The organism is Streptomyces sp. NPDC041200, from assembly GCF_055591805.1.
The window spans coordinates 100,353-120,713 of record NZ_JBVIZF010000011.1; the positions used below are offsets into that span (position 1 = coordinate 100,353).

The window sequence follows — 20,361 nt, forward strand, 5'->3', positions numbered from 1 at the left end:
TCCCCTACGGGACCGCCCAGGGGGCAGTCCGCAGCGCGGCGGCGGTCTCCGGGTCGGCCGGGAGGAACGTCTCGATGGCCAGCTCGGAGACGGTCACATCCATGGGGGTGTTGAAGGTCGCGATCGTCGAGATGAACGACAGCACCCGCCCGCCGTGCTCGATCATCATCGGCAGCGCGAACGGCGCGTGGCCGCCGCCGGTGGCCGACTCCCGGCCGCCCGACTCGGGCAGCGGATAGCCCGCCACCTCGTCGTACAGCTCGCGCAGCGGCGCGGAGCGCATCAGCGCGAGCTGGCGGTCCATCTGGTCCAGCAGATGGCCGCGCCACTCATGGAGGTTGCGGATGCGCGGGGCGAGCCCGTCCGGGTGGAGCGTGATCCGCATCGCGTTCACCGGCGGGGTGAGCAGATGGTTCGCCACGCCCTCCAGCAGCGCCTGGATGCCCCGGTTGGCCGCCAGCACCTCGTACGTCCCGTCCAGCACCAGGGCCGGATACGGCTCGTAGCCGGTCAGCAGCCGCTCCATCCCCTCGCGCAGCGCGCCCATCGACGGGTCGTCCACCGCCCGCTCGGGATAGTGCGGGGCGTATCCGGCGGCGATCAGCAGCGCGTTGCGCTCCCGCACCGGTACGTCGAGGTGATCGGCCAGGCGCAGCACCATCTCCTGGCTCGGCCGGGACCGGCCGGTCTCGATGAAGCTGATGTGGCGCGCCGAGGAGTCGGCGCGCAGCGCCAGCTCCAGCTGGCTGATCCGCCGCCGGTCCCGCCACGCGCGCAGCAGCGCGCCCACCCCGGCGGGCGCGGCGGGGGAGGCCTTGCGGGAGGGCGCGGCAGTCGTCATGCCCTGAAGGTAACGGAACTCCGGCCACCCCCGTGGCAGGGTGGAAGGGCCGATCCCTTTACCTGAGGAAGGAGCCGTCATGGCTGTCGAGCCGCTGGCCCGCGAGGAGATCGACGGGCGCCTGGAGCAGCTGCCCGGCTGGTCGTTCGCGGACGACCAGCTCTCCCGTACGTACGTCTTCGACGGGCATCCGCAGGCCGCGGGCCTGGTCGCGGAGATCGCCCGCATCCAGGACGAGCTGGGCCACCACTCCGATCTGACCCTCGGCTACAACAGGGTCACCGTCACCGTGAACACCCACAGCGTCGGCGGCAAGGTCACCGAGCTGGACTTCGGGCTCGCCCGCCGTATCGAGTCCGCCGCGCCCGGCCACGGCGCGCATGCCTGAACCCGCCGCCCCCGCGCGGGAATCGTGACCAAACCGCTCCCCGACCGGCTCCGAATACCCCATGAAGGGTTCCGGTGGCGGTCGGAGGAGTTGAGGCATGGGCGGGCAGCGGCAGCGGATCGCCGTCGTCGGCAGCGGAGTGGCGGGGCTCACCGCGGCGTACGTGCTGCAACGCGCGCACGACGTCTCGCTGTACGAGGCGGACGACCGGTTGGGCGGCCACGCCCACACCCACCAGGCGGCGGCCCCAGGAGGCCGGGTGTGGGCGGTCGACAGCGGGTTCACGCTCCACAACGAGCGCACCTACCCGCTGCTGCTGAAGCTCTTCCGCGAACTCGGTGTCTCCACCCAGGAGTCCGAGATGAACATGTCCGTGGTGTGCGAGGGCTGCGGACTGGAGTACGCCGGAGCGCGCGGCCTGCCCGGGCTGCTCGCGCGGCCCTCCAACGCGGTCAGGGTTCGCTATCTGCGCATGCTCACCGAGGTCCCGGCCTTCCACCGGGCCGCCCGCCGGTTCCTCGACCGGGTGCCGGACGACACGGTCACCCTGCGCATGTTCCTCGCCATCGGCGGCTGGTCGCGCTACTTCGTCTCCCACTTCGTCACCCCGCTGGTCTCCGCCGTCTGGTCCTGCGACGCCGAGACCGCGCTGCGCTACCCCGCCCACTACCTGTTCCGCTTCCTCGACCACCACGGCATGCTGTCGGTCACCGGCGCCCCGCCCTGGAGAACGGTGACCGGCGGCTCGCGCACCTATGTCGAGGCCATCGCCAAACAGCTCTCCGCCCTCCACACCTCGGCCCCCGTGCGCACCGTCCTCCGCCACCCCGACGGCGTCGACCTCGTCACCGAGGACGGTGAACACGCCCCGTACGACGCCGTCGTCATCGCCGTCCACGCCGACCAGGCGCTGCGGCTGCTGGAGCGCCCCACCGCCGAGGAACGCGACATCCTCGGCGCCTTCCCGTACTCCCGCAACGACACCGTGCTGCACACCGACCCCACCCTGCTGCCTCGCAACCGCCGCGCGCGGGCCGCCTGGAACTACCGGATGCCGTCCTGCGCCACCCCCTCCGGCCGGGTGCTCATCAGCTACGACATGAACCGGCTCCAGCGGCTCGACGCCCCCCGCGACCACATCGTCACCCTGAACGGCGGCGACCGCGTCGACGAGAGCCGGGTGCTGGCCCGCATGGTGTACGAACACCCCATCCACACCCCCGAGTCGGTGGCCGCCCAGCAGTGGCTGCTCACCCTCAACGACCGCGTCACCGCCTTCGCCGGGGCCTACCACGGCTGGGGCTTCCACGAGGACGGCTGCGCCTCGGGCGTACGGGCCGCCGCGGCCCTGGGGGTGCGCTGGTGAACCGTCCGTATGCCCGTAGCGGTCCCCGCAGCGGTCCCCGCACACAGGAGGGCATGGAGTGACCGAACTGCACCCCATATCCGGCGCCGCCCACCGCCCGGCCGTCGACGCCGCCCGCTGGCCCGCCGTGGCCAACCGGCCCGGCCCCTCGCGGCCCCGCGACGCGCTGGCCCGGCCGCTGGTCCGGCGGGCCCTGGCCCGGCTGCCGCTGCGGGTGCGGTACGGCTCCGGGCCGCCGCGCGGCACCACCGGGCCGCTGCTGGAGATCGCCGATCCCGAGGCGTTCGTCCGGCGGGTCGGCCGGGACGGGCTCATCGGCTTCGGCGAGTCGTACCTGGCCCACGAGTGGGACGCCGAGGACCTGGTGGCCGTGCTCACCGTGTTCGCCGAGCACGCCGCCCGCATCGTCCCCCGCTGGACCCGGCCGCTGCGCCGGGCCTGGGCCCCGCGGCGCCCCGTCGGGCAGTACAACACGCTGGAGGCGGCGCCCAAACACGTCCACCACCACTACGACCTGTCCAACGAGCTGTTCGGGCTCTTCCTCGACCCCACCCTCAGCTACTCGGGCGCCCTCTTCGACCGTCTCCCCGCCGTCTGGGACGACCTCGCCGACGCCCAGCACCGCAAGATCGACCGGCTGCTCGACCTCGCCGGGGTCGGCCCCGGCACCCGGCTGCTGGAGATCGGCACCGGATGGGGCGCGCTCGCCCTGCGCGCCGCCCTGCGCGGGGCCCACGTGGTCACCGCCACCCTCTCCGAGGAACAGCGGCGGCTCGCGGCGCGGCGCGCCCTGCGCGACGGGCTCACCGACCGGATCACCCTGCTGCTGTGCGACTACCGGGAGCTGGAGGGCCAGTACGACGCCGTCATCAGCGCCGAGGTGATCGAGGCCGTCGGGGCGGCGTACTGGCCCCGCTACTTCGGCACCCTGCAGAACCTGCTGGCCCCCGGCGGCCGGATCGCCCTCCAGGCCGTCACCATGCCGCACGACCGGATGCTCGCCACCCGCCACACCTACACCTGGATCCAGAAGTACATCTTCCCCGGCGGCTTCCTGCCCTCCGTGACCGCCCTCGAACAGTGCGCCGCCCGCCACACCCGGCTGCGCCTGGCCCGCCGCGATGCCTTCGGCGACCACTACGCGCAGACCCTGCGGCTGTGGCGGGAACGTTTCACCGCCCGCGACGCGGAGGTCGCCGCCCTCGGCTTCGACGCCACGTTCCGCCGCATGTGGACCTTCTACCTCGCCTACTCCGAAGCGGGCTTCCGCGCCCGCTACCTCGACGTCCAGCAGATCCTGCTCCAGGAGGCAGACCGATGAGCGACGTGGCCCCCACCCTCGCCCCGATCGCCGAACGCCTGCTCGGCGGGCCGCTCCCGGTGCGGCTGTGCGCCTGGGACGGCAGCGAGGCGGGCCCGCCGGACGCGCCCCGCGTCGTCCTGCGGTCGCCGCGCGCGGTGCGGCGGCTGCTGTGGCAGCCCGGCGAACTCGGCCTCGCCCAGGCGTACATCAGCGGCGATCTCGACGTCGAGGGCGACCTCACCGACGCGCTGCGCGCCCTATGGCACGCCCCGCGCGAGCACTCCGCGACCCTGCCGCGGGCCGGTCTCGCCGCGCGTGCCCGGGCCGCCGCCCGCACCGCCCGGATCGGCGCCCGCACCGCCCGGATCGGCGCCATCGGACCGCCGCCGTCCGCCCCCGTTTCCCACCAGGGGCCCCTCAGCGAGTTCTACGAGCGGCTGCTCGACCCCTCCATGGCGTACTCCTGCGCCTACTGGACCAGCCACGACCCCTCGTACGGCCTCGCCGACGCCCAGTGCGACAAGCTGGAGGTCATCTGCCGCAAGCTCGGGCTGGTCCCGGGCGCCCGGCTCCTCGACATCGGCTGCGGCTGGGGCGCCCTCGCCCTGTACGCGGCCGACCGCCACAAGGCTCAGGTCACCGCCGTCACCAAGGTGCCCGAGGAGCGCGACTTCTTGTGCGAGCGGGTCGACGAACTGGGGCTGGGTCAGTTCGTCGAGGTCGTGCTGAGCGACTACCGCGATCTGCCGGGCGGTCAGTACGAGGCCGTGGCGTGCGTGGAGACGGGCGAACACGTCGGCCACGACCAGTACCCGCACCTCGCCCGCACCCTGCACGGCATGCTGCGGCCCGGCGGCCGCGCCCTGGTCCAGCAGATGTCACGCACCGCCGCCGGGGGTGCTTTCTTCGACACCTGTCTCACCCCCGACCTCTCCACGCGGCCCCTCGGCGACACCATCGGCCTGCTGGAGGCCGCCGGACTGGAGGTGCGCTCCTCCGAGTCCCTGCGCGAACACTACGTCCGCACGGTCGGCGCCTGGCGGGAGGCGCTGGAGGCCCAGTGGGACGCCCTGCGGCTGCTCGCGGGCGACGACACCGCCCGGATGTGGCGCCTCTACCTGGCCGGTGGCGCGCTCGCCTTCGAGGAGCGCCGCATGGGCATCGACCAGATCCTCGCCGTACGGCCGACGGGGCGCGGTGTCAGCGGCATGCCGGACACACCTGCGGCGTGGTATCCGGCGCTGGAGGTGGCATGACCGCTTTCCCGTGGGACGCCTTCGGGGCTTCTCTCGTCTACAGCGCCCTCGCCCCGCTGACCATCACGCTCCTCACCTTCCTGGTGGCCCTGGCCAAAGGAGTCCACCGCATCGTGGACGTGGCCTGGGGGCTCGGGTTCACCGCCATCGCCCTGGTCACCTTCGCCGCGTCCGACGGTCACGGCGACGGGACGCGGCGGCTGCTGGCCACCGTGCTCACCGCCGTCTGGGCGCTGCGGCTCGCCGTCCACGTCGGCGTACGGCGGTGCGGGCACGGCGAAGACTCCCGCTACGAACGCCTCCTGGCCCGCGCCCCCGGCAACCGCCACCTCTACGCCCTGCGCACCGTCTACCTCCCCCAGGCCGCCCTGATCTGGCTCGTCTCCCTCCCCGTCCAGGCCGCCCAGTACGCCCCCGGCCCCCTGGGCCCGGCCACGGCGGCGGGCGCGGCCCTCTGGCTCCTCGGCCTCACCTTCGAAGCCGTCGGCGACTCCCAGCTCGCCCGCTTCCGCGCCGACCCGCGCAACCGGGTCCGGATCATGGACCAGGGTCTGTGGCGGTGGACGCGCCACCCCAACTACTTCGGGGACGCGTGTGTGTGGTGGGGCCTGTTCCTGCTGTCCTGCGCGACGTGGCCGTCCGCCCTGGTCTCCCTGATCTCCCCGCTGGTGATGACCTACGTCCTCACCCAGGGGCGCGGCAAGGCGCTCCTGGAGCGCCACATGGCCGACCGCCCGGCCTACGCCGCCTACGCCGCCCGCACCAGCGGCTTCCTCCCCCGCCCTCCAGCCGACCCCTGACGAGGGTGGTGTGTCCCCCACCCCGCCCCTCCCCGAATCCGGGAGCTACGCCTCCGGGTCCCCGACGGGGCTGTGCCCCGGCCTGGACCCCCGCGAGGCTGTGTCCCCGGGCCCTCGGGGGACTGCGTCCCCGTGCGGGGGTGGGGAATCCTGGGGTGTGGCCTCTGGCGCGGGTGGTGTGTCCCCTACCCCGCCCCTTCCCGAAACCGGCGGGCTGCGCCCCCGGGCCCCGCGTGGGTTGCGGCCCGGCCCTCGGTGGGGGGTGTGCCCACGGGCCCCGTGGGGACTGCGTCCCCGGGCCCTTTCGGGGCTGCGCCCCGGGCCCCGTGGGGGTTGTGCGCCGGTCGCCGGTGGGGGCTGCGTCCCCGGAACTGCGCTCCGCCCTTTCGGGGCGTGCCCCCTGGCCCCGTGGGGCTGTGCCCCGACCTGCCTCGGCGGCTGGGCCCCTGGCCCCGTGGAGGCTGCGACACCGGGCTCCCACGTCGCGGCTGGGCTCGCCCTGGGGCCGGGTCCCGGTCCTGTGTGTCGCTCGGGTCTGCCTAGGCTCGGGCCCGGTCTCCGCACCTCATGTCCGTACAGGAGAACCCTGCGGATCGGCCACATCCAGCCCCTCCGGCGTTTGAGGAGCGGGGGTGTGGGGGCGGAGCCCCTGCGTTCGGGGAGGGGCGGGGTGGGGAACAACTCACGGTCAGGCGCCGTGGCGGGAGGCGCGGAAGCGGGTAGCCGCTTCGGACAGATCCACGATCGGGGGCGGGTAGGAGAGGGCGGCGCGCTCGGGCTCGGGGAGCTTCCAGGGGGTGTGGACGCGGCGTCCGGGGACGCCCGCCAGTTCGGGCACCCATCGGCGGACATAGGCCCCGTCCGGGTCGAAGCGGCGGGCTTGGGACAGGGGGTTCAGGACCCGGTTGGGGCGGGTGTCCGTGCCGGTCCCGGCCACCCACTGCCAGTTGAGCTGGTTGTTCGCCACGTCCCCATCCACCAGCAGAGACAGGAAGTGCCGCGCCCCCACCCGCCAGTCCACGTACAGCGTCTTCGTCAGGAAGCTCGCCACCAGCAGCCGGGCGCGGTTGTGCATCCACCCTTCGGCGGCCAGCTGCCGCATCCCCGCGTCGACCAGCGGGTAGCCGGTGCGGCCAGCCACCCAGGCCGCGACGGCGGTCTCGTCGGTCCGCCACCGGTCGCCGCGCGGGCGGTAGTCGGCGTGGGAGGCGTCGGGGCGGGCGGCGAGGACCTGGTGGTGGAAGTCGCGCCAGGCGAGCTGCCGTACGAAGGCCTCGGCACCGGGCCCGCCGGACTCCCGCGCCCGGCGTACCAGCTCCACCGGGGACAGACAGCCGAAGTGGAGGTAGGGGGAGAGCCGTGACGTGGCGTCGCCCGCCAGATCGTCCTGGCGGTCGGCGTACGCGCCCAAGCCCGACCGCAGCCACGAGTTGAGGCGGCGGCGCCCGGCCCGTTCGCCGCCCTCGGGCAGCCCGGGGGAGGGACTGCCGGAGGCGAGCGAGGACACGGCGTCGACCGGTTCGGACCGCACGCCGGGCGGCACCCGCACACCGCCCGGAGCGGCGAGCGGCCTGCGCGGTTCGACGCCCTGCCAGGCGCGGTAGTAGGGAGTGAAGACGGCGAAGTGGTCTTTGCCGACCGGGGTCACGGTGCCGGGCTCGACGGCGTTCAGCACGGCACCGTGCACCCTCAGCGCCTCGCCCAGCACCTTCCGCAGGCCCCCCTCCCGCCGCCCCGCGAACCCGCTCACGCCGCCCGCGATGTGCACCTCCCCGGCCCCGACCTGCTCGGCCACCCGGCGGATCTCCTCCACCGCGTCACCCGTACGGACGATCAGACGGCCCCCGCGCTCCCGCAGGCCCGCGTCCAGGTCGGCCAGACAGTCCCGCAGGAACGCCACCCGGTTGGGCACGGCGAACCCCGCCGCCGCCACCCGGCGGTCCACGACGAACAGCGGAACGACCTGGTCGGCCGAGCGGACCGCGGCGTGCAGCACGGGGTTGTCGCGCAGCCGCAGATCGGAGGTGAAGACGGCGATCGAGGTGCTGGTTGTGGTCACTCCTCTCCCTTACACCGGGCGCCCTCACCCCGCCGGGAGCGACATCAGCCCGATCGGATCGGTCGTCGGCGCCTTCGAGCCCCCGGCGGGCTCGACCGTCACGCCCACGCCGGACGCCTTCCCGACCGCGCCGCTCAGCAGGGCGGCCGTGCCGCCGCCGGTGCCGGTGCCGGTGTCCGCGGTGTCCATGAGCCCGGCCGACCGCATCGTGCCGCCGTCGCTGAACCACAGCTGGTACACCCGCCCCTCGGGCGGCTTCGGCAGGCCGGAGGCGAGGAACGCGGCCTTGTCCAGCCCGTGCGAGACCACGACCGTGCCCGTGGCGCCGTTCGTCAGCTTGGCGTTGCGGCTGTGGGCGTCCGGGGCGGCCAGCACCTCGGTCACCGCGGCCACCCGCGCCAGCCGCTGTTCGGAGCGCTGGGCCGTATCGCGCGCGTCGGACGCCTGCTGGTTCTGCCATACGGCGACCCCGCCGAGCGACACCGCCCCGGCGAGACAGGCGGCCAGCGCGAAGTTCTGCCACCGGCCGCCGCGCGCGGCACGCCGGTGCGGGGTGGCGCCGCCGGAGAACTCCGGTTCGCTCCGCGCCACCCGCGGCGGGTCCTGACGGACCGTGGCGATCCGCCGCATCACATCGTCCTTGAGCACCGGCGACGGCGTCAGCGAGGTGGCCATGCCCAGCTTGGCGGCGGTGGCCCGCAGCTCCCGTACCTCCTGGGCGCAGGCCTCGCAGTCGGACAGATGCCGTTCGAAGGCCAGCAGTTCCCGCCCGGAGAGGGCGTACACCGCGTACGCGCCGGTCAGCGTGTGCAGATCCGCTCGGTCCGCTCTGGTCATGCCCCGACCCCCATGCAGTCGCGAAGCCGGATGAGTCCGTCCCGGAGTCTGGTCTTCACCGTGCCGAGGGGGAGCTGGAGCAGCTCCGCCACCTCGCGGTAGGTACGGCCACGGTAGTAGGCGAGCGTCACGGACTGACGCTGTAGTTCGGTGAGGGTCTGCATGCAGCGGCGCACCTGCTCGCGCTCCAGCCTGGCCTCGACCTGCTCGGTCACCTCGTCGAAGGCCGGGGTGCGGTTCAGCAGGGCGGCGCGCTCCTCGCGGTCCGACGCGGACTGCGCGGACCGTACGCGGTCGACGGCGCGCCGGTGCGCGAGCGTCATGATCCACGCCATGGCGCTGCCCCGGGCGGGCTCGAACCGGGCCGCGGTCCGCCACACCTCCACCAGCACCTCCTGGGTGACCTCCTCCGCCTGGGCGGGGTCGCGCAGCAGACTGCGCGTCAGACCGAGGACGGAGCCGCTCACGGCGTCGTAGAGCGCTGCGAAGGCGTTCTGGTCCCCCCGGGCCACCAATCCGAGCAACTCCTCGAGGTCCGGGCCCCTGGGGGCCGGTCCACCGATGAACACGGGCTCTCTCACTAGCCGTCCTTCCGGATGAGCATCACGACACCACGCAGGTGTCGTATCTCATTCGCGGCTGGAGCGGGTGCGGATTGGTCAGATCAGCGAATTTGCCGATCCGGCAAGGAAGTTTGGCAGATCGGCCCCGAGGCGAGCACTCTCGGGCCATGAACGCATCCCATGGCGCACACGGACACGCACACGGACACGCGCACGCACACGGGCCCGGGCACGATCACGGGCAGCCGGACTGGGCCGCCTTCGCCCTCTTCCTCGAACAGGGCGCGGAGCTGCACGCCCCCATGTACGACCAGGCCACCGCCTGGCTGCGCGAGCGCTTCGCCGCGGGCGGCCACCCCGTACGCCGCGTCCTCGACGTCGGCAGCGGCCCCGGCGTGGTGACCTGCCTCCTCGCCCAGGCCTTCCCGGACGCCGAGGTCGTGGCCGTCGACGGGACGCCCGCCCTGCTGGAGCGCACCCGGGAGCGCGCCGCCCGGCTCGGGCTCGCCGACCGCGTCACCACCTTGCACGCCGAGCTGCCGGAGGGGCTCGACCCGGCCACGATCGGCACCGCGGACCTGATCTGGTCGAGCAAGACCGTGCACCATCTGGGTGATCAGCTCGCCGCGCTGCGCCAACTCGCCGCCGCCCTGCGCCCCGGCGGGCTGCTGGCGATCGGCGAGGGCGGACTGCCGCCCCGCTTCCTGCCCCGCGACGCGGGACTGGGCCGACCCGATCTGCTGGCCCGGCTCGACGCCGTCCAGGGGGAGGGGTTCGCCGCGATGCGGGCGGAGCTGCCGGGCGTGGTGGAGGCCGTCGAGGACTGGCCCGGGCTGCTCACCGCGGCCGGTCTCACCGGCGCCACCAGCCGCAGCTTCCTGCTCGACCTGCCCGCCCCGCTCGGCGCGACGGCCCGCGAGGCCCTGCGGACCGAGCTGGCCCATCGGCGCGAGGCCGCCGCCGAGGGTCTCGACGACGGCGACCTCGCCGCCCTGGACCGGCTGCTCGACCCGGATGACGAGGCCGGGATCATGCGGCGGCCGGATGCCTTCCTGCTGGTCGCGCAGACCTTCCACGTGGCGGCCCGGACGGAGTGACGGACTGGGGGGCGGCGCCGTCAGCCGGTGGTGAGGGTGAGCCCGTACGCGCTGAGGATCGGGTTCACCGGCTGGTAGTACGTCGTACCGCCGACGGTGCAGTTGCCGGAGCCGCCGGAGAGGACGCCCTGCGCCTCGGTGCCGGAGACGAACGAGCCGCCCGAGTCGCCGGGCTCGGCGCACACATTGGTGCGGGTCACGCCGCGGATGGTGCCCTCGGGGTAGACCACGCTGGTGTTGTGCTGCTGGATCGTGCCGCAGTGCCAGCCGGTGGTCGACCCCGAGCGGCAGACGGACGAGCCGACCGGCGCCTCCTGGGAGCCGGTGACCGTGATGGTGGTGGAGTCGGGGCCGATCACCAGGGGCGTGGGCGTCCAGTTGGCGTTGGTGGCCACCCACGCGTAGTCGCTGCGGGGGAAGACCGAGCCCTGGAAGGTGCCCTGCGCGACGCGGTTGAAGCCGGTGGTGGTGTCGCCCGCGTCGCCGCAGTGCCCGGCGGTGACGAAACCGGCCTGGGTGTCCTGGGTGACGGAGAAGCCGATCGAGCAGCGGGCACTGGCGTTGATGTAGTACGCCTCGCCGCCCCGCAGGTCATAGAGGGGAGCCGGCCGCTCGGCCGACTCCACGATGCGCACCATGGCGCGGTCGACGCCACTGGCGTCGATGAACTGCTGGGCCGCGGTCGGCTGGGCCGACTGGACGACCACGCTGTTGCTCTTCACGTCCACGTACCAGAGGGAGGCGGTGGAGGCGGACGGGGGGCGCGCCTCGGCCACCCGGTCCAGCATGTCCTTCGCGGCGTTCAGCTGCTCCAGGCTGTGGCCGACGACGGTGGCCTTGGCGCCGGAGGCGGTGATGGCGCCGCTCTGGGCCTGGTCGGTGGTGCCGATGGTGAGTTCGGCGGTGTTCCCGGTCACCCAGGTGCCCGCGTAGCTGCTGCCGAGGTTCTTGCGCCAGCCGGGTTCGGCCTGTCCGGCCTTGTACTCGTTGGAGATCCGGGTCCGCGCCTCGTCGGCCGTCAGGCCCAGGTCGCGCTGCATGGCGGCGAGCACCTCGGGCGGGATGTCCCGGTGGGAAGCGGGCGACGGGGACGGGTTCGCGGCGGCGGGTATGCCCGCACCGGAGAGGAACAGGGCGGCTATGGCGACGGTGCATCCCGTGGCGAGCTCAAGACCATGACGGCGTCTGCGGCGCATAGTGCGTTCTCCTGTCGCGTGTCACGCTGTGTGTCCTGTTGAGCGCCAAGCGTAATTGCGGTGACAGGGGACCGCGCGGCGGGCGTGAACACGACGCCGCCCCGGCATGACACCGCCCCGCCGCGCGGCTCGCGCGACGGGGCGGGTGGGGCGACCGGTGGTCAGTCCGCCAGGTTGAACGTGTCCGGGTTCGGGCCCAGGCGGTTGCCCGAGTCCAGGGCGCCGATCGCGGACAGGTCGTCGGAGTCCAGCTCGAAGTCGAAGACGTCGATGTTGTCCTTGATCCGGGACGGCGTCACGGACTTCGGGATCACGACGTTGCCCAGGTCGAGGTGCCAGCGCAGCACGACCTGCGCCGGGCTCTTCCCGTGCTTCGCGGCGATCTCGACGAGCTTCGGCTCCTCCAGCAGACCCTTGCCCTGGCCCAGCGGGGACCAGGCCTCGGTGACGATGTCATGGCGGGAGTTGAAGGCGCGCAGCTCCGTCTGCTGCAGCTGCGGGTGCAGCTCGACCTGGTCGATCACCGGGGTGACCGAGGCCTCGGAGAGCAGCCGCTGGGTGTGGGCCGGGTGGAAGTTGGAGAGCCCGATGGCCTTGGCGCGGCCGTCGGCGTAGATCTTCTCGAACGCCTTCCAGGTGTCCACGTACTTGTCGACCTCGGGCAGCGGCCAGTGGATCAGGTAGAGGTCCACGTACTCCAGGCCGAGCTTGGTCAGCGAGGTGTCGAACGCGCGGAGCGTCGAGTCGTAGCCCTGCTCCGCGTTCCAGAGCTTGGTGGTGACGAACAGCTCGTCGCGGGCGATGCCCGACGCGGCGATCGCCTTCCCCGTGCCCTCCTCGTTGCCGTATATCGCGGCCGTGTCGATGTGGCGGTATCCGGCGTCCAGCGCGTTGCGCACCGCGACCTGGGCCTCGTCGTCCGGGATCTGCCAGACACCGAAGCCGAGCTGCGGGATCCGAACGCCATTGTTGAGGGTGATGAAGGGGACCTTGCTCACGAGCAGTCGATCCTTACGTCGTGCGGATTCGTACTCTCTCTGTCAACGATCACCGGGCGCCACGCATTCCCGGTCCGCGAGCCGCACCGGATGCGCGATCTCCGTGCGGAAACGGTGCGGGGTGTGCCCCTCGCGCACCGTCGCGCCCACCGCGACCGCCGCCAGGCTCACCGTACCCCGTGGTGCTCGCACCACCATGACCAGCCGGTATGTACCGCCGATGGGGGCCGTGCCGGTGCGGCGGATCTCCCAGCCGGGGTCGGAGCGCAGCTCCCGCCGCGCCTCCAGGCGGACGCGCTCGCCCGCCGCCAGGGTGTGGTGGTCGTCCCGGAGCCCCAGCCGGGGGCCGAGGCGGACCGGCGCGGGAACGCCCCCGGCTTCGGCCGCGGCTTCGGTGAGCTGATGCGGGGCCATGGACCAGGCGATCGGCGTGAAGGCGGCTTCAGCGTCGGTCGACAGGGTCAGATCGAGGTTGACCGTGTGCAGAGCGGGTTCCGGCGCGTCCTGTGCGCAGCTGAGCGCACAGTGCAGCAGGTGGTAGACGGCGGTGTGCGCCTCGGCCTCCAGGAAGGCCAGCAGTTCCGGGTCCCCGGCGGCCAGCTCGGCCGTCACCGGGACGGATACCGGCCCGCCCAGGGTGACGTGGCCGGCCAGCGCCGGGGCTTGGGGAGTTTCCTCGGAGACCAGGGTCAGTTCGCGCTCGGGAAGTGCGGGGAGAATGACATCGATCATTTCGTGCCCCCTTCGCGGCTCGGTGGTTCCCAGGGAGTGCGTGTACCCCGTCTCCTACGCGTTGTAGAGCGCCTCGACCTCGACGGCGTATGCCTGCTCGATCGCCTTCCGCTTCAGCTTCAGGGACGGTGTCAGGAGACCATGCTCCTCCGAGAACTGCGCGGCAAGTATCCGGAACGTACGAATCGACTCGGCCTGCGAGACGGTGGTGTTCGCCGCGACGACCGCCCGCCGGATCTCGGTCTCCAGATCCGGGTCCCGGACCAGCTCGTTCGCCGCCATCTCCGGTTTGCCGCGCATCGTCAGCCAGTGCGAGACGGCCTCCGGATCGAGGGTGACCAGCGCCGCGACGTACGGGCGGTCGTTGCCGACCACGATGCACTGGGCCACCAGCGGATGCCCCCGCACCCGCTCCTCCAGCCCGACCGGTGAGACGGTCTTGCCGCCGGAGGTCACCAGGATCTCCTTCTTCCGCCCGGTGATCGTCAGATAGCCGTCGTCGTCCAGCGTGCCGAGGTCGCCGGTGGCCAGCCAGCCGTCGCGCAGCACGGCGTCGGTGGCCTTCGGATCGCCGAGGTAGCCGATGAAGACCTGGCCGCCGCGCAGCCAGATCTCGCCGTCGTCGGCGATGTACACGGTGGTGCCGGGGATCGGCTGCCCGACCGTGCCGTAGCGGGTCCGCTCGGGCGGGCAGGCGGTGGCGGCCGCGGTCGACTCGGTGAGCCCGTACCCCTCGTACACGGTGACGCCCGCGCCCCGGAAGAACAGCCCGAGCCGCCGCTCCATGGCCGAGCCGCCCGACATCCCGTGCCGGACCCGGCCCCCCATCGCGCCGCGCACCTTGCTGTACACGAGCTTGTCGAAGAACTGGTGCTGCATGCGCAGCGAGGCGCTGGGGCCGCTGCCGGTGCCGAACGCCTTCTCCTCCACCGCCTCCGCGTACCGCACGGCGATGTCGACCGCCTTCTCGAACGGCCCCGACCTGCCGTCCGCCTCCGCCCGGCGGCGCGCCGCCGCGAACACCTTCTCGAAGATGTACGGCACGGCGAGGATGAAGGTCGGCTTGAAGGTCTGCAGGTCGGGCAGGAGCGCGGACGCCGCCAGCTTCGGCTGGTGGCCGAGCTTGACCCGGCCGCGGATCGCGGCGACCTCCACCATCCGGCCGAAGACGTGTGCGAGGGGGAGGAAGAGCAGGGTGGAGGCCTCGTCGCCGCGCTTGGAGTGGAAGGCGTCCTCGTACCGCTCGACGACGTTGTCGCACTCGGCCATCAGGTTGGCGTGGCTGATCACACAGCCCTTGGGGCGGCCGGTGGTGCCCGAGGTGTAGATGATGGTCGCGGTCTGCTCCGGGGTCATCGCCAGCCGGTGCCGGTTGACCAGGTCGTCGTCGATGGACTCGCCGTCCGCGATCAGCTGCTCCAGCGCCCCGGCGTCCAGCTGCCACAGCCGCTTGAGGTGCGGCAGCCGTCCGACCACCGAGCCGACCGTCATGGCGTGGTCCTCGTGCTCGACCATGCACGCCGTGACGGACGCGTCGTGCAGCATCCAGAAGACCTGCTCCGCGGAGGAGGTCGGGTACAGCGGCACGCTCTGCGCGCCCACGGTCCACAGCGCGAAGTCGAACAGCGTCCACTCGTAGCGGGTGGGGCACATGATGCCGACGCGGTCGCCGAACCGGACGCCCTGCGCCAGCAGTCCCTTGGCGAGCGCCACCACCTCGTCCCGGAACTGGGCCGAGGTCACATCCTCCCAGCGGCCGTCAGGGGTCTTGCGTGCCAGCGCCACCCGATGAGGGTCGGATTCCGCATGCTCGAAGACGGCATCCGCCAGTCCTCCGGCCTGGGGCGCCGACGCCATCGGGGGGACGGTGAACTCGCGCAATACCTGCTCCTTGAAGCCGCTCCGCACAGCGCCGCGACCGTACCCGATGCTGACCTCCCGGCGGGAGAGGTGTTTCGTCAGGGAATGATCGATATGCGTTCTGGTCTGTGAGGTGAAAGCACGTCAAACAGTCACTGAGGGCGCCGGTTTGTACTCAGTCTGCCTCTGTGCACCGCATGTGTGGCCGATATGTGATGACTTTCTGCACGGAATCTCTCCGATCACGGCACAGGCCCGGCCAGGATCGCCTCCGCGAGCCGCTCCGCCGCGGCGCGGGTCGCGGTGTCCCGCTGCCGCTCCCCGTACAGCAGGACGAAGTCCACCGGCCCCAGCTCCGGCAGCCCGGCCCGCTCCGGAACCGGTACCAGGCCCGGCGGGATCAGGCCATCGGTGTGCGCCATCACCCCGAGCCCCGCGCGCGCCGCCGCGACCAGACCGTTGAGGCTGCCGCTCGTGCACACGATCCGCCACGCCCTGCCGTCCCGCTCCAGCACCTCCAGCGCCCGGGCCCGGGTCAGCCCCGGCGGCGGGAAGACGATCAGGGGGAGCGGGCGGCCGGGGTCGAGCCGCAGCCCCTCCGCGCCGATCCACACCAGCCGGTCCCGCCACACCAGCTGCCCCTGCGGCCGCTCCTCGGACCGCTTGGCCAGCACCAGATCCAGCTTCCCCGCCTCCAGTTGCTGATGCAGGGTGCCCGACAGCTCGACCGTCAGCTCCAGATCCACCTCCGGGTGATCGCGGCGGAACCCCTTGAGGATCTCCGGCAGCCGGGTCACCACGAAGTCCTCCGACGCCCCGAACCGCAGCCGCCCACGCAGCCGGGTGCCCCGGAACCAGCCCGCCGCGCGCTCGTTCGCCTCCAGGATCGACCGCGCGAACCCGAGCATCGCCTCGCCGTCCTCGGTCAGCTCCACCCCGTGCGTATCGCGGCTGAACAGCTGCCGCCCGGCCGCCTCCTCCAGCTTGCGGACGTGCTGGCTCACGGTGGACTGGCGCACCCCGAGGCGGTGCGCGGCCTGGGTGAAGCTCAGGGTCTGGGCGACGGCGAGGAACGTACGGAGCTGGGCGGGATCGAACACGTCTTCCACTTTAGGCAGCGCCCATCACGGAACGCGATAGCAGTCAGTGCGGTATGCGGGATTCCCGATGGGCCCGGTCGCGGGCAGGCTGGAGAGGGCCCCGTACGGCACCCGGGGAGCCCGAGCAAGACGCACGACCGCGAACGACCGCGCGACCGAGGAAGATCGAGAAAGAGAGTTCATGCACCGCCCGCACCATCCGCTCCGCAAGATCACCCTCCCCTCCTGGCTGCCGCTGGACGGCTTCATCCTGGGCCTGGTCGGCACCGTCGCCCTCGCCGCGCTGCTCCCGGTCAGCGGCCGGGCCGCCACCGTGACGGACGGGGCGACGACGGTCGCGGTCGCCTTCCTCTTCTTCCTCTACGGCGCCCGGCTCTCCACCCGCGAGGCACTGGACGGGGTGCGCCACTGGCGCCTCCACCTGACCGTGCTGGCCTGCACCTTCGTCATCTTTCCCGCGCTGGGCCTGGCCGCCCGCGGGCTGGTCCCCCACGTCCTCACCCAGCCCCTCTACACCGGCCTCCTCTTCCTGTGCCTGGTGCCCTCCACGGTCCAGTCCTCGATCGCCTTCACCTCGCTCGCCCGGGGCAACGTCGCCGCCGCGATCTGCGCGGGCTCCTTCTCCAGCCTGATCGGCATCGTCGTCACGCCGGTCCTGGCCGCGCTGCTCCTCGGCAGCGGCGGCGGCGGGTTCTCCGCCGACTCGATGGTCGAGATCGCCCTCCAGCTGCTGGCCCCCTTCCTGGCCGGGCAGCTCCTCCGTCGCTGGATCGGCGGCTTCATCTCCCGCCACCGCACGGTCCTGCGCCTGGTCGACCGCGGCTCGGTCCTGCTCGTCGTCTACGCGGCCTTCAGTGAAGGCATGACCCGGGGCATCTGGCACCAGATCACCCCCGCCCGGCTGGCGATCCTGCTGGCCGTCGAGGCGGTGCTGCTCGCCCTGATGCTCACCCTCACCACCTACGGCTCCCGGAAGCTGGGCTTCCCGCGCGAGGACCGCATCACGATCACCTTCGCGGGCTCCAAGAAGAGCCTGGCCGCGGGGCTCCCCATGGCCAGCGTCCTGTTCGGCGCCCAGGCGAGCCTGGCCGTCCTCCCGCTGATGCTCTTCCACCAGATGCAGCTGATGGTCTGCGCCGTCCTGGCCCGCCGCTTCGCCGACCGGGCGCCGGAGGCGGAGCCCGAGCCGCTGCCGTCAAAGACCCCTCAGCCGCCTGCCGTGGTCCGCTGAGCGATTCTTCCGGCTGTTCCGCTAATCTGCGCACATGTCGAACACACTTACCCATGGGGCCTTTCGCACGGAACGCTTATGGGCCGGGGCCGGTGTGCTGTCCCTCCTCCTGTTCCTCACCTGCGTGGTGGCCTGGGTGGACACATTCGAATTCGACGAGCGGTGCAGCCACGGCTTGGTGAACGGCTCCGGACAGCTCGGCGACATCCGGCGCCAAGCGTTCCCCCCGGCCACCATCTGTGAGTACGAGGGAGGAGACGTCACCGCGGGCGCGACCGGGCTGCTGGGCGCGGTGATCTGGTGCGCCTTCCTGGGGCTCGCGCTCTGCGTGCTGCTGGCGCTGCTGGCCGAATGCGTCGAACTGCCCGACGGTACCGGCGGATTGCGGCTCACCCGCAAGGAGCGGCTGCGCCGCGCGGGGACGGCCCTCTTCGTCACCGGCTCCTTCTTCGCCCTGGTGTACGGACTGCTCGCCTGGCCGCTGCTCACCGGCCCGTCCTCGGCCTGTTCGGCGGGCGCGGAGTGGGGCATCTACGCGCCGAAGACGCTGGACTACCGTCTGTTCCCGCCGCAGGCCACGTGCATGACCCACAGCGGGAGCGTCTCGCGGCTGAACGCGGGCTGGGCCGAGACCCTGACGGTGGTGCTGGCCGTTCCCGCGGCGATCTCCGCGACCGCGCTGGCCCTCGCCTGGCGGCGCGGACGGCGCGAGGCGCACGCCGCCCGCGCCGACCACGCCGCTCAGGCCGCGAGCGAGACGTCAGCGGTATGACCGTACGCGGTCCAGGGGGAGGCGGGCGGTCGCGGACTTCGCGTCGAGGGGGGCGTTGAACTCGCGGACCCGGCGGAGTTCGGTGTCGGTCAGCGCCCGGGCGTAGACGCGGACTTCGTCCAGCGCGCCCGTCATCCGGGAGCGGCCGTCGACCGCCTCGCCCAGATGGAGGGCGAAGGGGGAGGAGCGGCTGATGGTGCCGGGGGCGTCGGGCGCGGAGACCGGGGCGGTGCCGTCCACCGTGAGGGTGAGGCGGCCGCCGGTGCGGGTGAGGGCCAGGTGGTGCCATGCGCCGTCGTTGTGGGCGGTGGTGGTGGCGACCGAGGCCGAGGTGTAGGTGGCCGGGCCGTTGACGGTGGTCATCAGGGCGCGGACGCGGTTCGCCGAGGGTTCGCCGCGCAGCCAGACCTGGGCCTGCTTGCCGCCGATGCCGCCCATCCAGAGGAACGGGTGCTGCCCGGAAGCGGCGTTGTAGCGGAACCACAGGCTGATGGTGAAGTCGCGGGTGCCGAGGGGGAGCGCGCCGCGGTACGGGAGGCGTACGGCGGCGTCCGTACCGTCGAAGGTGAGCGCCCCGCCGAAGCGGCCTTCGGCCCCGGTGGCCCCGCCGAGGACGGTCGCGGGGCGGGCGCGGGGCGCGCGGTCGTCCGTGACCGGGGAGGGGGCGGCGCGCGGGCCGAGCCAGTCCTCGGTGAAGCGGGCGAAGCGGATCTCGTCGCGGGCGTCCACCGCGCCGCCCTCGTACATCAGCCCGACCGTGCCGGGCGAGACGAGGGCCATGTCGGAGTAGCCGGACCAGTCGGTGGTGACCACCTTGCCGCGGTCGGTCCCCTCCCAGCTGCGGGCCTCGTCCCAGGAGGAGCGGATCATCATGGTGCGGCGCCGGTCGGGGTCGGCGGGCGCCGCGAACAGCAGCCGCCCGGGACCGTCGCGGCCCTGATCGCGCAGCCGCAGGACCGAGCCCTGCACCATCGGCGTGGACAGGTCGGGGATGGCGCGGAACGGCGCGGCGAAGCTCTCGCCGCCGTCGCGGCTGACGGCGTAGTCGCGGTGGCCGAGGTCGGTGCCGTCCTGTTCGCGCCCGTTGACGTAGACCGAGCCGTCGGCCCGCTCCACCAGCGTCATCTCCGACGGCTTCTGACGGAACGTACCGTCCTGCGCTATCGGGTACGAGTCCGTCGCGCCGACCTTCCAGCGCCTGCCGCCGTCGTCGCTGTAGGCGAGCGCCGCGTGGTTGGCGGTGATGCGGGTGCCGTCGTGGCTCTCGGTGTTGACGGTGAAGAGCAGCCGTCCCTTGTGCCGCCCGTGCTTCAGCTGGATGCCGTGCACCGGGCCGGTCGCGTACCAGGAGTTCCAGCCCGGCGGCAGCAGGGCGGGGCTCAGATCGCGCGGCGTGGACCAGGTGGCGCCGTCGTCGTCGCTGTACTGGAGGTGCGGGGTGCGGTCACACGGCACGTCACAGCTCTGGGAGTCGTCCCGGCCGGTGTTGTACGTGCTGGCCAGCAGGACGCGGCCGGTGCGCATGTCCACGACCGGCGCCGGGTTGCCGTGGGTGTCGCCGCCGCCCTCGTTGACCACCTGTAACGGGCCCCAGGTGCGGCCCCCGTCGGTGGAGCGCTTGAGCACCAGGTCGATGTCCCCGGCGTCGCCGCAGTTGTCCTTGCGCCCCTCGGCGAAGGCGAGCAGCGTGCCGTCCTTGGACGTGACGATCGCGGGGATCCGGAAGCAGAAGTACCCGGCGTCCTGGCTGGACTTGAACAGGATCTGCTGTTCGAAGCCCGCGTTCGCGTCGGCGTCAGTGGGGGAGCCGGAAACGGTACGGGCCGCGGACACGGTGTCGTCCGTGTCCGCGGCCCGTACCGGAAGCGGAGCCAGGGCCAGCGCCGCGGCGGCGAGAAGCACCGAGGCCCGGCGCCGCGAGCGTCTGGTCCGGGGGCGTGTACGGGGATCTGACGCCATGGG

General features: G+C 72.8%; 18 protein-coding genes. 8 read left to right on the forward strand and 10 right to left on the reverse strand.

The features are described 5' to 3' along the window. Positions 1 to 4: 4 nt before the first annotated feature. Positions 5 to 841, reverse strand: coding sequence for a helix-turn-helix domain-containing protein (locus ACZ6CL_RS24200; RefSeq protein WP_468938626.1), 837 nt, complete (start codon positions 839 to 841; stop codon positions 5 to 7). 79 nt (positions 842 to 920) lie between these two features. Between ACZ6CL_RS24200 and ACZ6CL_RS24205 the strand changes: the two genes are divergently transcribed. The 5 genes from ACZ6CL_RS24205 (at position 921) to ACZ6CL_RS24225 (ending at position 5,954) form a co-directional block, all read left to right on the forward strand. Then, positions 921 to 1,229: a 4a-hydroxytetrahydrobiopterin dehydratase gene (locus ACZ6CL_RS24205; protein WP_468938628.1), complete on the forward strand. Its 309-nt coding sequence runs from the start codon at positions 921 to 923 to the stop codon at positions 1,227 to 1,229. A gap of 97 nt (positions 1,230 to 1,326) precedes the next feature. Beyond that, complete coding sequence (locus tag ACZ6CL_RS24210) at positions 1,327 to 2,595, forward strand: NAD(P)/FAD-dependent oxidoreductase (protein WP_468938629.1); 1,269 nt, start codon at positions 1,327 to 1,329, stop codon at positions 2,593 to 2,595. Positions 2,596 to 2,653: 58 nt separating this feature from the next. Further along, positions 2,654 to 3,916 carry a class I SAM-dependent methyltransferase gene (locus ACZ6CL_RS24215; protein WP_468938631.1) on the forward strand — a complete coding sequence of 421 codons (1,263 nt, stop codon included), beginning with the start codon at positions 2,654 to 2,656 and terminating at the stop codon, positions 3,914 to 3,916. Continuing rightward, positions 3,913 to 5,154: a class I SAM-dependent methyltransferase gene (locus tag ACZ6CL_RS24220; RefSeq protein ID WP_468938632.1), complete on the forward strand. Its 1,242-nt coding sequence runs from the start codon at positions 3,913 to 3,915 to the stop codon at positions 5,152 to 5,154. Before ACZ6CL_RS24215 ends, ACZ6CL_RS24220 begins: the two co-directional genes overlap by 4 nt. Continuing rightward, positions 5,151 to 5,954, forward strand: coding sequence for a DUF1295 domain-containing protein (locus tag ACZ6CL_RS24225; RefSeq protein WP_468938634.1), 804 nt, complete (start codon positions 5,151 to 5,153; stop codon positions 5,952 to 5,954). The genes ACZ6CL_RS24220 and ACZ6CL_RS24225 overlap by 4 nt, the downstream gene beginning before the upstream one ends. A gap of 688 nt (positions 5,955 to 6,642) precedes the next feature. On the opposite strand, the gene ACZ6CL_RS24230 is transcribed toward ACZ6CL_RS24225, so the two are convergent. The 3 genes from ACZ6CL_RS24230 to ACZ6CL_RS24240 are packed head-to-tail and all read right to left on the reverse strand — an operon-like array spanning position 6,643 to position 9,431. Then, positions 6,643 to 8,013 carry a cryptochrome/photolyase family protein gene (locus tag ACZ6CL_RS24230; RefSeq protein ID WP_468938637.1) on the reverse strand — a complete coding sequence of 457 codons (1,371 nt, stop codon included), beginning with the start codon at positions 8,011 to 8,013 and terminating at the stop codon, positions 6,643 to 6,645. 24 nt (positions 8,014 to 8,037) lie between these two features. Next, positions 8,038 to 8,850, reverse strand: coding sequence for an anti-sigma factor (locus ACZ6CL_RS24235; RefSeq protein WP_468938639.1), 813 nt, complete (start codon positions 8,848 to 8,850; stop codon positions 8,038 to 8,040). Beyond that, positions 8,847 to 9,431, reverse strand: a complete 585-nt coding sequence (locus tag ACZ6CL_RS24240; protein ID WP_385439951.1) for a sigma-70 family RNA polymerase sigma factor — start codon at positions 9,429 to 9,431, stop codon at positions 8,847 to 8,849. The genes ACZ6CL_RS24235 and ACZ6CL_RS24240 overlap by 4 nt, the downstream gene beginning before the upstream one ends. A gap of 149 nt (positions 9,432 to 9,580) precedes the next feature. Here ACZ6CL_RS24240 and ACZ6CL_RS24245 point away from each other — a divergent pair, with 149 nt between their 5' ends. Beyond that, the gene (locus ACZ6CL_RS24245; protein WP_468938641.1) at positions 9,581 to 10,510 is read left to right on the forward strand and encodes a class I SAM-dependent methyltransferase; all 930 of its coding nucleotides are present in this window, start codon (positions 9,581 to 9,583) and stop codon (positions 10,508 to 10,510) included. Between the two features lie 20 nt (positions 10,511 to 10,530). On the opposite strand, the gene ACZ6CL_RS24250 is transcribed toward ACZ6CL_RS24245, so the two are convergent. From ACZ6CL_RS24250 to ACZ6CL_RS24270, 5 genes are all read right to left on the reverse strand, one after another. Beyond that, complete coding sequence (locus ACZ6CL_RS24250) at positions 10,531 to 11,706, reverse strand: S1 family peptidase (RefSeq protein WP_468938643.1); 1,176 nt, start codon at positions 11,704 to 11,706, stop codon at positions 10,531 to 10,533. 161 nt (positions 11,707 to 11,867) lie between these two features. Continuing rightward, positions 11,868 to 12,704 carry an aldo/keto reductase gene (locus tag ACZ6CL_RS24255; RefSeq protein WP_468938645.1) on the reverse strand — a complete coding sequence of 279 codons (837 nt, stop codon included), beginning with the start codon at positions 12,702 to 12,704 and terminating at the stop codon, positions 11,868 to 11,870. A gap of 42 nt (positions 12,705 to 12,746) precedes the next feature. Further along, positions 12,747 to 13,436, reverse strand: a complete 690-nt coding sequence (locus ACZ6CL_RS24260) for a hypothetical protein (protein ID WP_468938648.1) — start codon at positions 13,434 to 13,436, stop codon at positions 12,747 to 12,749. A gap of 54 nt (positions 13,437 to 13,490) precedes the next feature. Next, complete coding sequence (locus ACZ6CL_RS24265; protein WP_468938651.1) at positions 13,491 to 15,317, reverse strand: AMP-dependent synthetase/ligase; 1,827 nt, start codon at positions 15,315 to 15,317, stop codon at positions 13,491 to 13,493. A 221-nt stretch (positions 15,318 to 15,538) separates the two neighbouring features. Then, positions 15,539 to 16,396, reverse strand: a complete 858-nt coding sequence (locus ACZ6CL_RS24270; protein ID WP_468938652.1) for a LysR family transcriptional regulator — start codon at positions 16,394 to 16,396, stop codon at positions 15,539 to 15,541. 181 nt (positions 16,397 to 16,577) lie between these two features. On the opposite strand from ACZ6CL_RS24270, the gene ACZ6CL_RS24275 reads away from it, so the two are divergent. Next, on the forward strand, positions 16,578 to 17,627 hold the full coding sequence (locus ACZ6CL_RS24275; RefSeq protein ID WP_468938655.1) for a bile acid:sodium symporter family protein: 1,050 nt from the start codon (positions 16,578 to 16,580) through the stop codon (positions 17,625 to 17,627). Positions 17,628 to 17,661: 34 nt separating this feature from the next. Next, positions 17,662 to 18,399: a hypothetical protein gene (locus ACZ6CL_RS24280; protein ID WP_468938656.1), complete on the forward strand. Its 738-nt coding sequence runs from the start codon at positions 17,662 to 17,664 to the stop codon at positions 18,397 to 18,399. Here the strand turns inward: ACZ6CL_RS24280 and ACZ6CL_RS24285 are convergent. Continuing rightward, entirely contained in the window at positions 18,388 to 20,358 is a 1,971-nt protein-coding gene (locus tag ACZ6CL_RS24285; protein WP_468938658.1) for an exo-alpha-sialidase, read from the reverse strand. The genes ACZ6CL_RS24280 and ACZ6CL_RS24285 overlap by 12 nt on opposite strands. Positions 20,359 to 20,361 lie beyond the last annotated feature (3 nt).